The organism is Ruegeria sp. F12, from assembly GCF_056533885.1.
The window spans coordinates 159,406-171,261 of sequence record NZ_JBQFOV010000007.1 but is presented as its reverse complement, the minus strand read 5'-3'; the positions used below and the strand labels follow the sequence as shown (position 1 = coordinate 171,261).

8 protein-coding genes are annotated in these 11,856 nt (G+C 54.0%); 2 read left to right on the top strand and 6 right to left on the bottom strand.

The genetic code is table 11. From position 1 onward, the window contains the following. Positions 1 to 52: 52 nt before the first annotated feature. The gene (locus ACR0CA_RS12080) at positions 53 to 817 is read right to left on the bottom strand and encodes a DUF3299 domain-containing protein (protein ID WP_480899242.1); all 765 of its coding nucleotides are present in this window, start codon (positions 815 to 817) and stop codon (positions 53 to 55) included. A 26-nt stretch (positions 818 to 843) separates the two neighbouring features. Then, entirely contained in the window at positions 844 to 2,256 is a 1,413-nt protein-coding gene (locus ACR0CA_RS12075) for an amidohydrolase family protein (RefSeq protein ID WP_234900806.1), read from the bottom strand. Positions 2,257 to 2,373: 117 nt separating this feature from the next. On the opposite strand from ACR0CA_RS12075, the gene ACR0CA_RS12070 reads away from it, so the two are divergent. Then, positions 2,374 to 3,381, top strand: a complete 1,008-nt coding sequence (locus ACR0CA_RS12070; protein WP_171120123.1) for a helix-turn-helix domain-containing protein — start codon at positions 2,374 to 2,376, stop codon at positions 3,379 to 3,381. 276 nt (positions 3,382 to 3,657) lie between these two features. Here the strand turns inward: ACR0CA_RS12070 and ACR0CA_RS12065 are convergent, their stop codons facing one another. Further along, positions 3,658 to 5,400: an adenylate/guanylate cyclase domain-containing protein gene (locus ACR0CA_RS12065; protein WP_170555188.1), complete on the bottom strand. Its 1,743-nt coding sequence runs from the start codon at positions 5,398 to 5,400 to the stop codon at positions 3,658 to 3,660. A gap of 252 nt (positions 5,401 to 5,652) precedes the next feature. After that, positions 5,653 to 6,285 carry a tyrosine-type recombinase/integrase gene (locus ACR0CA_RS12060; protein WP_480860895.1) on the bottom strand — a complete coding sequence of 211 codons (633 nt, stop codon included), beginning with the start codon at positions 6,283 to 6,285 and terminating at the stop codon, positions 5,653 to 5,655. Positions 6,286 to 6,493: 208 nt separating this feature from the next. Between ACR0CA_RS12060 and ACR0CA_RS12055 the strand changes: the two genes are divergently transcribed. Continuing rightward, a complete protein-coding gene (locus tag ACR0CA_RS12055) occupies positions 6,494 to 8,374 on the top strand; it encodes a tetratricopeptide repeat protein (protein WP_480899241.1) in 1,881 nt (626 codons plus the stop codon). 309 nt (positions 8,375 to 8,683) lie between these two features. Here the strand turns inward: ACR0CA_RS12055 and gyrB are convergent, their stop codons facing one another. Both gyrB and ACR0CA_RS12045 read right to left on the bottom strand, forming a co-directional pair. Then, a complete protein-coding gene (gene gyrB / locus ACR0CA_RS12050; protein ID WP_480899239.1) occupies positions 8,684 to 11,101 on the bottom strand; it encodes a DNA topoisomerase (ATP-hydrolyzing) subunit B in 2,418 nt (805 codons plus the stop codon). A 102-nt stretch (positions 11,102 to 11,203) separates the two neighbouring features. Continuing rightward, positions 11,204 to 11,776: a TetR/AcrR family transcriptional regulator gene (locus ACR0CA_RS12045; protein ID WP_480859611.1), complete on the bottom strand. Its 573-nt coding sequence runs from the start codon at positions 11,774 to 11,776 to the stop codon at positions 11,204 to 11,206. Between the last annotated feature and the right edge of the window lie 80 nt (positions 11,777 to 11,856).

Here is an 11,856-nt window from a genome sequence, read left to right as displayed (position 1 = left end):
GCCGACGCTGCGTCAGCGAAGGCAATGCTCATTGCGACAACCAAAAGTCTTATCATTCAGGCGCCCTTGCTCCGCCGGTCTTGCGATTTCCTGCCGCGCGGATGCGATCAGCAGCACGCTGCTTCCATTCCAACCTGTCTGCCTCGGTTTCCAGAGTTTCGACACGTTCCGCCTCTAGCTGGAAAGTCGCATTCATAGGCATGAGGCCATCCACAACCATCATATTATGAACGGAAGGATCGATAGTCAGCGTGCCTGTCAGCCGAACGGGTTCGTGGAAATAGCTAGGCGCCCAGTCCCCGTTCAACCGCACACGGATCATCTGGTTAGGCGGAGGTGGAGGCATGTGGCTGCACATCCCTCTTTCTGGCACCAAATACGCCACAGGCCGGCCGTCCGGATCGCTTGGAGCAGGAATGGCAAAGCCCGCGAGTGTGATTGTTCTGCCGTCGAATTGCGGGTTTCCGCTCGTTCCAGCCTTTCTTCGACGTTCAGTCACAACCTCGCGCTGATCGAGTAACCAGTCGACGTCAATTCCGTCTGACACCAAGGCGTCTTCGGTCTCTGCTAAAAGCAATTGCCATTTCTGCCGTTCTTCGGCGCTGCCAACCTCCTGCTGCAACCTGCCGCGTATACGCACAACGAAAAGAACATCGTCGAACTGTTCGGGGCTGAGTTCACGATAGGGGTCATCAAAGACCTGCGCAGACGGATCTGGCAGATCTGCCCAGTCCAACGCGGTTCCAGGCGTCGCCGCAGCATCATAACCGCACAAAACCAACCCTGCGAATACTGCGGAGCAAAACCAATTTCGCATGAATGCTCTCCGGCTGCTTTATCTGGTCAATCCAGTGTGTTTTTGTAGATCACACCGTCCTTCATGATCAGGCGGATTGTTTCCGGGCTGTCCGGCCTCGGGTCCGCACCGAACCACTGATCGCCTGTTCCAACGACAGAGAAGTCTTCGAGGGGGTTGCCGTCTATCAGCAGGATGTCGGCATAGGCGCCTTCTTCGATCACACCCAGTTTGCCTTCCGGATAGGGGTTCATGAAATCACCGCTAAGTGCCGCGATCTCGCCACCTACCGAAGTTAGGGTTACCATCGACGCATAGGGGCCGAAGAAATGGTTATTCAGATGTTTCTCGTAGGCGATCTGGATGTTGCACGCTTCGACCGAGCCGACGCAATCGGTTTGGAAACCGCGCGGCGCCGGGCATTCCTTCATACTTGGAATGTAGGCTTCGAAGGTCGCCGAGGCCGATTTGGCCTTCCTCAAACTGTTGGGGTTGTTTTTCACGGAAGGAACATCAAGTAGGCCTGGATCAAATGCTGTGATGTTCGTCGTGATGTACGCTCCTTTTTCTTTCATCAAAGCAGAAATCTCGCAGTCAAAGTGAAATCCGTGTTCAATGGTTCTGACCCCTGCATTCAGGGCATTGATGATCGCTTCTTTGCGGTAGGAATGTGCCATGACATAGGTGCCGTACTCGTTGGCAACCTGAACAGCGGCCTCGATCTCTTCTTTCGAACCGGCGAGCAACTGCCATGGATCGAATGCCGAAATCACCCCACCTGATTGCATGAACTTCAATTGCGTGGCACCCATGCGCAGGTTGTTGCGGCCATACATGTAAATTTCGTCAACACCGTTGACCTGTTGGGCCATATTCAGAGTCCCAAAGTTGGTCACCCCACCCGGCGGAGATGTGAAGGATGCGAAATCGGCGTGACCACCACGTGTTCCGAGAAATGCCCCGGAAGGATAAAAGCGGGGGCCGACGATCTGGCCGGCGTCAATTGCGCGCCGCAGCCCGCCGCCAGCGCCCCCGGCATCGCGAACGGTCGTGAAGCCCTGCATCAGGTACATTTCGGCCATCCGGGTCCCGTGGATGGCGAAATCCTCCCAGGTCGAGTTGGTTTCCATCTCGGCAATCGATGGCCCCATGAGCATCAGGTGCGCGTGATTCTCTATAAAGCCCGGTGTCAGAGTGCGCCCACCGCCGTCGATAACCGTCGCGCTCGGCGCATCAATGGCATCGGTTGAGACGGACTTGATCAGATTGCCCTCGACCAGAACACTGGCATTTTCAATGCGTTGCTCATTCACACCGTCGAAGACATGCACGTTGGTAAACAGCGTTTGGGGTTCTTCTTGATCCTGAGCCTGCGCGGTCGCCGAAAAAGAAAGAACTGCCGCGACAATTGCCGTCGAGCAAAGAGACATTCGTAAGCCGGACATAAGTACTCCCTTCATATTCATGTTTTGCCAACTATAGTCTGGAATTCATTGGCTCGGTTGCCCCTTTTGAATTAGGATGTACGAATGTGACTGCAAAAATGGCCACTTCTTAAAGCTAATCCAACAAGGGTTATGAGCTTGCCTTTCAACTCCACCTCCCGAGAGCATAGCGAGGGCTTTGTTCGCCTCTCTTTAGCCGCTCCCTTTCTGCAATATCTCACCGAACGTAAGATCAATCCGCAACCAGCATTGGATCAGGTCGGCTTGAAAGCTGAACTGATGACTAACCCATCCGTGTTCGTTCACTCCGAGTTGGTTTACGGCTTGGTAAATGCTTTCTCAGAAGTATCAGGGGATCGATACCTAGGACTGAATGTAGGGGAAGCGTTTGACCTACAAGGATGGCCGCCCTTCGCTCAAGCCTTGCAATCTACAAAAACGCTGTTCGAGTTTTTTACCCGCTTTGTTGAGCTCGTGCCGCAGGAGTCCAATTCTGTGCGGCACAGCCTTGTCATTGAAGCAGGCAAAGCGACTTATCGTATCGAGAGGCAACAGGAACCAACCGTCCCACCCATTCAGGTGACCGGTTTTGGTGCCGCAATCTATGTACGCCTATTGCAGACCGTCGTCGGAGAGTCCTGGGACTCTTCCCGTGTGCGATGGGAAAGCAGATACATCAATGGGCTGCCTATCGACTACAAAGGGATCGAGGTTGGCCTTGGGACTGATCCCGGAATGCAAATTAGTTTTCCTGTGGAATGGTTGTTTTTGCACCACGTCTCTGAGGGTTCTGCCAAGCCCATAGCATCACTTCGACAAGATGAAGAAGTAACCGTGGTGGCAGCTTTGCGATCTGTCTTACGCGACAAACTGGATGAAACCGATTTGGGACCAGAGATGGTGGCTGGAATGCTGGGAATACAACCGGAACGGTTTCTGAAAGCGCTTCAAAAACAAGGCACAACGCTACCGCGCGAAATCAAACGGCTGCGTATCGATGTCGCCAAGGAGCACCTCAAACAAAACCAGATGACAATTGCAGAGATCGGACTGATGCTCGGCTATTCTGACAAGTCCCATTTCACTCGCTTTTTCCGAGGTCAGACCGGAATGACACCGACCAAGTTCCGAAGCAAGTAAATGTGGTCGAGCCAAATGAACGCTTCGAAGATTAGGTCCTCGTGGGATCAGTTCGGAGAAGTTGTAGTGCGACGTTGAACAGGTTAGTCGACGACATGAATGGTTGGTTGCCACCGCCGATACAACCTCTGCAACTGGCCGTTTCGTTGTGTATTTCGGAGTTAGCAAAGCTTGGTTGCGAAGGTCCGCTTCGGGCTGCCATCGGCCGAAAAAACAGGGCGCAGAGAAACGCGTAATTGAGGCCGCGGCGGTAGGACAAAAGAGTAAAGGTCGGCGTCAGCCGGTCATACCTGCCGCCCGTAGCCCATTGGTGAGAAGTTTAAAATCATCCGGTCGCCGCCACATAGACCGAAACCCGCGAGTAAGGCTATCTAACGTATCATCCTCAACCACAATACCTCGACTTGTGAACTCATCGTGACGTTCAGAAACAAATTCTTGCAATGCGTCAGAGGCGTCTCGCTCACGTTTGAGCTGCGCGTAGGAGGCGGCGACAAATGCTGTGGCCAACGAGTTAAGCCGCGCTGCTCCCATTAGAAAACTAAGCGCTGCTTCAAAGTTGCCGTTGAAAAATTCGACCTGCCCCATAATCCAGTCGATGGCAGGCGGATGTAGCGGGTCCAGCGCCATCGCTTCCGAAACTACTTCGCGCGCCTTTTCGTGCAAGCCGAGCAATAGGAAAGCGTAGCCGCACCATGCCATCGACTCCGCCTCGTTTTCTATCATGGAAAGTGTCTTGTTGAATTGTGCCTCTGCCTCATCCCAAAGGCCAGCACAGAGATAGGAAAAACCAAGTTGGTCCTGAATGTAGACGTCCCGGTTATCCAGTGCCACGCCCTTTCGGGCAATTTTCAAAGTGTGGGCCGGTGCGTCAGCGTCCGCCAGCCCAAGCCACAAATCTATGACATATGTATCTGAAAGATACATATAAGATCGCGCGATGGTCGGATCGAGTGCGACCGCTCGTTCCAACAACGCTCTCGCCTTGGCCGTATCTCGTGCGTTCAGACCATCGCGTAGCGCCTTGCCCTTGAGCATCAGTTCATAGGCCTTCATCTGATCCGTTGGTTTCTGTGTCGAACGGTCGACGACATCGTGCTGGACCCTGCCCGGCAACACTGCGACGATATTTCGAGCCACTTCGTCTTGAACCGCCAGAACGTCTTCCAGTTCGTGGTCATATCGATCCGACCAGAGTTGAGTGCCCGTACCCGCGTCAGCGAGCTGTACCGAGATTCTCACGCGACTGCCGACCTTTCGCACGCTGCCTTCAACCAGGTAATCAGCGCCGAGAGCCTCCGCGATTTTGGCCGGATCTGTGTCCTGTGTCCGGAACCTGAAAGACGCATTTCTGGAAACAACCTTAAGCGTCCGAAAACGCGATAAGCCCACAATAATGTCTTCCGCAATCCCGTCGCTGAAGAAGGCCTGCTCGGGGTCATCGCTCATGTTGTGCAGTGGCAAGACCGCAATAGTGGCTGTTCCTGACGATTCAGGCCGATCCGGTTTAGCGCATACTGCGCTTGACCCGCCAATGCGCCAAGCATGTACCGGTTCGGCAACGTTCTTTACTGTGTGCTGACCAGCATCCTCCCAAGCAACCGGTATACGGTTTCCGACCACACGATATACAGCGTCCGACACCAACACACCGCCCGGTGGGGCAAGCTGCTCCAGTCTCGACGCCAGGTTCACACCGGAACCAAAAACATCTCCGTCGCGCATGATTATGTCCCCAAGAGTAACGCCAATACGAAATTGGAGAGGGTCCTTACCTGCCGCTGATGCGTTTTGCCATTCAACCGCGCAGGAAACGGCGTCGACTGCGCTGTCGAAGCTGGCGAGCAGACCGTCACCCATCTGTTTGACGATGCGACCGTAATACCGACCGACAAGCGGAGCAGCAATATCGTCAATGTGCGCTGAAAGGACTTCGAGCGTGCCTTTCTCGTCCCGCTCCATCCGAGCGGTAAAGCCGACAAGGTCAGCAATCAGGATGGCCGCTAGCTTTCGCTCCACGTGTTGTCCTCCTTTCTGTTTAATACTGGTCGCTAAGTGTTAAGACCACGCGAAAATGAACAGGGTCGGTTTCTGACCTTGCTTGAAGTCGGTTTCAATGTTGGGGAACTATACCATTTGTCTGCGCGAAAGGCTTGGAGGACAAACAGCCGAATTGTCCTCGCCTTGAGTTGCGCCATGTCCGCTTTGGGGCTGAAAATTCTACTCTCAGAGTTCGCGCAAAAAAAGGCCGCTCGAAAGCGGCCTGATAGATCACATCTCGGTGGCTTCCGCGATGGCGAGTGCGTCTTCGATGTCTACACCCAGGTAACGCACTGTACTGTCCATCTTGGTGTGACCAAGCAATAGCTGCACGGCTCGCAAGTTACCTGTTCTACGATAAATCTGCGCCACTTTTGTGCGTCGCATTGAATGGGTCCCATACTGACTGGGATCAAGCCCAATCGAAGCGACCCATGACTGAACCAACCTCGCGTACTGACGAGTAGAAATATGCAGCCGATGCTGAAAACGCCCTGGCCACAAGTACTCGGATCTTTTCATTGCAGGTTGTTTCAGCCAATTCAAAAGCGAGTTTCTCGTACCACTACTAATTTCAAAACGAACGGGTATCTTTGTCTTGCTTTGGTTGACAGACGCGCGTTCCTTTACTTGTCCAGCGGCAAATACGTCTGCAACTTTCAGGCGAACAAGATCGCAACCACGGAGCTTACTATCTATTGCTAAATTGAAGAGTGCTAAGTTCCTATAATCTTCTGAAATTTCTAAGCGAACGCGTATTGCCCAGACATGCCTTGGCAAAAGCGGGCGCTTCTGGCCAATAACCCGACCTTTGTTCCACGCAGATCGGCCAACTCGAATGACGGGTAGATTTAAAGCTTGCATGACGAATACTCCACACCGCCACGCACCACCTCATCGCCCACACAGTGTCAGCGTCTATTGGTTACCATGCTTGGTCTCCGTCATGAAAAATCTGACTTTGTCGAAGCCTGACCGGCGCCACAAATATGCGATTTGGTATAGGGCGAATAGCAGAACTATGGATTCAATAGATCAGGATGGATAATCTTCGGCGTAGGGGAGAACGGAAGTGGAACGCCGCCTTACCACTATCTTGAGTATTGACGTCGTGGGTTACTCGCGGCTGATGGAACGCGATGAGGCAGCGACGCTGGCTGCACTAAAGTCGCATCGGCTGGAACTCATTGACCCCTTTGCGGCGAGTTTTGGCGGCAAGACAATCAAGCTAATGGGTGATGGTGCGCTGCTGGAGTTCGAAAGCACCGTACAGGCAATGAAATTTGCCGTTTCTGTTCAAAACGAAATGCTTTCTCGAAATTCGGACGTTCCAGAAAGCGAACGAATTGTGTTTCGGATCGGCATCAATATCGGAGATGTGATTGCCGAGGATGGAGACATTTATGGTGATGGCGTCAATGTCGCCGCTCGACTTGAAGGCTTGGCTGAGCCCGGAGGTATTTGCATTCACCGCAGCGTAAGGGACCAGGTACAGGACAAGCTGGATCTGAATTTCGAGGATCTGGGTGAGACCGAAGTCAAAAACATAGAGAGACCAGTCCGAGCCTTCGAAGTCGTTCTGGATGACAAGGCCAAGGCTTTGGCTATTTCAGAGCCAGTTGCGCATACGAAACCACACATATCCAAGTGGGTGCCAACTCTAATCGGTGCAGCATGCATCTGTTTGGTGCTGGTTTCGGTCGTATGGTGGCGATCCAGAGATGTGGCACCCCTGACCGAACAAGAGGAGTTTGCGCTTGCCATCCCCGACGAACCGTCCATCGTCGTTTTGCCCTTTGAGAACCGCTCAACAATTGAAGAGGTCGGCTATCTGGCAGAAGGTTTTGGAACAGCAATCACGACGCAGCTTTCGAAGTTTCCACAGCTATTTGTGATTGCTGGTTCTACTTCGATTACCTTTGCGGACAGCTTGGTCAAACCGCGAGAAATTGGCCGAGAGCTCGGTGTGCGATATGTTTTGTCAGGTAGCGTTCAGAGCGTTGGCGAGAATATTTCGATTAACTCAACACTGATAGAGACAGAGTCGGGGCACGCTCTATGGTCGGAACAATATGACGTTGGCGTCGAAGAATTGTTTTCCGCTCAGGCCGACCTTATTCGGGAAATCGCATCCACCCTGAAAATTGTAGTTGAGGAAGAAGAAATCGCTTCGCTTAGGAAACGGCCAACCGATGATCTAGAAGCGTATGAACTTTTTCTGAGGGCTGTCGCCAAAAGCAAGCTGCTGAATACTGCGAGTCGGCAAGAGGCAATTGAACTACTGGAACGAGCCATAGTGCTCGATCCAGACTACCTTACTGCACATATTGAATTGAGCGGTCGCTACCTTAGCCTTTGGCGCTTTGGTGGGTCGGACGATCCAGAAACCGCGCTGAACAAAGCCCGCAGGCACGCACAGCGTGCGTTAGAACTGGATCAATCGGACTATCGCGTTCAACACCGCTTGGGCCAGCTACATTTGTTTGCTGACCACGATCATCAACTCGCATACCAGGCATTTCAGCGGGCAATACGGGAGAATCCCAATGATCCTGAGGTTCTATATGGTATGGGCTTTCTACGGTCGCTTATGGGTGAGCCAGCCGAAGCGATTGAGTGGAACAACAAGGCAAAAAAGGTCAACCCGCGTTATCCCGGCTGGTACAATTTTAACGCGGCCCTTTCTCATTTCCTAATCAGAGATTACGAACAGGCAATTCTGCTGGCAAAAACCGGTATCTCAACTTATCCAAAGTCGCTTCCTCCGCGCCGTATCTTGGTCGCAACCCTTGCTGAAATGGGACGTCTGGAAGATGCACAGGTTGAAGCAAAGAAATTACTCGAAATCCGGCCGGACTTCCGTGTTTCTACACACAGAAACACACCCTTTATGCATACTGAGGACCAGGACCGGTATTTTGGTGCGATGGTTGCTGGTGGATTGCCCGAATAACAAGGTTTTCAAAACCCCGAATACTGGCTGTATGCGCGGTTTCCACTTTTGGTAGCATCGTTGCATGAACGGACCAATCCGCTCCTCGGGATCAACAAAGCTTGCTGATGAATGTCTGGTTTGGGCTGGGAGCGGCCATCCGAAAACCTTCCCCGGAAATATGGCGATGGCGCTAAACAAGCAAAGAATGAGACCCGAAGATATAGAACCTCGAACTAAGGAAGTTGAAGATTAATACGCCCAGAGTTTTGGGCCAAAAATGCAAATCTTTGGGCGAAATGCAAAGCTATGGGCGCACCTACAACATCCCTAGAAATCCAGATTTTCCACGCTTAGCGCATTTTGCTGGATGAATTCTCGGCGCGGTTCGACTACATCGCCCATTAGTTTGGTGAACAGGTCATCCGCCTCGACCATGTCATCCACGCGGACCTGCAACAGTGTACGTGCATCTGGATCCAGCGTGGTTTCCCACAGCTGATCAGGGTTCATTTCGCCCAGACCCTTGTAGCGCTGCAGAGACAGGCCCTTTTCGCCTTCTTCCAGAATGGCGCGCAACAGGTCCAGCGGGCCGTGGATGGCCTGCGTCCGGTCGCGGCGGATCAGGGTGGCGGGGGTGTTGTAGACCTCTTGCAGGCTTTGCGTGAAGCTGCCGGTTTTGCGTGCCTCACCAGACCGCAGCATGGGGCCGTCCAGTGTACGGACCTCCTCGACGCCGCGCAGGATGCGGGCCAGACGAATGCCGTGATCCTGTGTGATCCGGCCCTGCCAGCCGCGTTCATATTCCAGCGCGATCAGGTCCAGACGAGCGGCCACCTTGTCCGCGACGCCTTGCAGGTCGGCATCGACCGCACCGGGCACAAAGGCACCTGCCACCGCAGCCTGTTCCAGAATGTGACGCGGGTAGTGGGTTGGGAAGGCGTCCAAAACACGTTTCAACTGACGCGCTTCATCGACCACGCGAGTCAGGTCCTGCCCGATGATTTCCTCGCCCGAGCCCAGCTTCAGCACCGCGCCCTCGACCCCTTGATTGATCAGGTAGTCATCCAGAGCCGCCTGATCCTTCAGGTAAACCTCTGATTTACCACGCGAAACCTTATAGAGCGGTGGCTGCGCGATATAAAGGTATCCACCTTCGATAAGCTCTGGCATTTGCCGGTAGAAGAAGGTCAACAGCAGAGTCCGAATATGCGCGCCGTCCACATCGGCATCCGTCATGATGACGATCTTGTGGTAGCGCAGCTTTTCGATGTTGAACTCATCCCGGCCAATGCCGGTGCCGAGCGCCATGACCAGATTGCCGATCTCTTGGCTCGACAGCATCCGGTCAAACCGCGCGCGTTCGACGTTCAGAATCTTACCACGCAGCGGTAGAACGGCTTGGGTCAGACGGTCTCGACCCGTTTGGGCAGAACCACCGGCCGAGTCCCCCTCGACCAGAAAAACTTCGGTCTTCGAAGGGTCCTTCTCGGAACAATCCTTCAGCTTGCCGGCCAGATAATTCACGTCCATCGCCGTCTTGCGGCGGGTCAGTTCGCGCGCCTTGCGGGCGGCCTCACGGGCCAGCGCGGCCTCGATGATCTTGCCGACAATCCCTTTGGCTTCGTTCGGGTTTTCCTCGAACCACTCAGCCAGCTTTTCGTTCATCAGACCTTCGACCGCCGGGCGCACCTCGGACGACACCAGCTTGTCCTTGGTCTGGGATGAGAATTTCGGATCAGGTACTTTGACCGACAACACGCAGGTCAGACCTTCGCGTGCGTCGTCTCCGGTAAAGCTGACCTTTTCCTTTTTCGCGATCCCGCTGGACTGCGCATAGTTGTTGATTGTCCGGGTCAAAGCACCCCGGAAGCCCGCCACGTGCGTTCCGCCATCGCGCTGGGGGATGTTGTTGGTAAAGGGCAGAACCGTCTCATGGTAGCTGTCATTCCACCACATCGCGATTTCCACGCCGATGTCATCGCGCTCGCCCTTGATATAGATCGGTTCGGGCATCGCAGGCGTCTTGGACCGGTCAAGATATTTGACGAATTCCTTAACGCCACCCTCATAGAACAACTCGGTCTCCAGCCGCTCAGCCGGGCGTTCGTCGATCAGGATGATCCGCACACCCGAGTTCAGGAAAGCCAGCTCGCGCAGGCGTTTTTCCAGCGTCTCGAACGAGTAGTTCAGGTTCGAGAACGTATCGGTCGAGGCCAGAAACCGCACTTCGGTCCCGGTCTGTTCACCGCATTCCTGAACCACCTTCAAGTGCTCCGACGTCTCACCACCTTCAAAGCGCGCCACATGTTCCTTGCCGTTGCGCCAGACGCGCAGCTCTAGCCAATCGGAAAGGGCGTTCACCACCGAGACACCCACGCCGTGCAGACCGCCCGACACCTTGTACGAGTTGCTGTCAAACTTACCGCCCGCGTGCAGTTGGGTCATGATGACCTCAGCGGCGGACACACCCTCTTCGGGGTGAATATCCACCGGAATCCCGCGCCCATTGTCGCTGACTGAAACACTGGAATCGGCGTGGATTTTTACGGTTACATGGTCGGCGTGACCGGCCAGCGCCTCATCAATTCCGTTGTCGACGACCTCATACACCATATGGTGCAGACCCGAGCCATCATCTGTATCCCCGATATACATACCTGGACGTTTGCGAACAGCTTCTAAGCCTTTGAGAACTTTAATGGAATCAGCGCCGTATTCCTGTGGTGCCTGTGCGTCGTCGGACATGCCGTTAGTACCTATATTATTTTGGTAACTTATACGTTTTCTGGTGGGGAATGTCACGCGCTCCCCCAAGATTTTGTGGTTTTCTCTGCCGTTTTCGGCCGATCAAAGCCGGTCCAAATCCGCCGCGATATCTGCGGCGATTTCTGCGGCATTCACATCGTTGCGTTCGGCGGACAATCGCAGGCCCAGAATGTCCGACTGATACCGTGCAGCCAGCCGATCCGGGTCGTGATCCGGCCCGATCTCTCCGGCTTGCTGGGCACGACGGAAGAGCGTGGCGAAACACTCTTTCATCTCGACCATGTGGCCACTCGCCTTGTCCGCCAACTCATGACCTTTGGCCTGCAATTCCGCATAGGTCTTGGCCAGCATACAGGCATGCGTCGGCACAGCGCCCGCGTCGATCACCACATGCGGTTGCGCTTTTAGTGCCCGCAACGGACCCATCTCATCGGCCATTGCCATCAGACGCGCTACGCCGTCCTGCGCGTATCGCTCTAACGTCAGTGCGTAAAGCGCATCCTTCGACCCGAATGCGGCATAAAAACTGCCGGGTTTCAGGTTCAGCGCGCGTTCTAGATCTTTCAGCGACGTGCCGGCCCACCCCTGTCGCCAGAATATATCCCGCGCCTGCGCAATCAGCGCATCCCGGTCGTATGAGGGTTTTCTTGGCATCGCCGTCACCAATTCTTGAACGTTTGCTCAAATATATACTTGAGTGATCACTCAAGAAAGCCTAAATGTGATTCACTTCG

What these genes read in the sequence shown, in the direction of transcription:
- ACR0CA_RS12080 (WP_480899242.1), bottom strand. Translation starts at nt 817, where the DNA reads ATGCGAAATTGGTTTTGCTCCGCAGTATTCGCAGGGTTGGTTTTGTGC.
- ACR0CA_RS12045 (WP_480859611.1), bottom strand. Translation starts at nt 11,776, where the DNA reads ATGCCAAGAAAACCCTCATACGACCGGGATGCGCTGATTGCGCAGGCG.
- ACR0CA_RS12075 (WP_234900806.1), bottom strand. Translation starts at nt 2,256, where the DNA reads ATGAAGGGAGTACTTATGTCCGGCTTACGAATGTCTCTTTGCTCGACG.
- ACR0CA_RS12070 (WP_171120123.1), top strand. Translation starts at nt 2,374, where the DNA reads ATGAGCTTGCCTTTCAACTCCACCTCCCGAGAGCATAGCGAGGGCTTT.
- ACR0CA_RS12060 (WP_480860895.1), bottom strand. Translation starts at nt 6,285, where the DNA reads ATGCAAGCTTTAAATCTACCCGTCATTCGAGTTGGCCGATCTGCGTGG.
- gyrB (WP_480899239.1), bottom strand. Translation starts at nt 11,101, where the DNA reads ATGTCCGACGACGCACAGGCACCACAGGAATACGGCGCTGATTCCATT.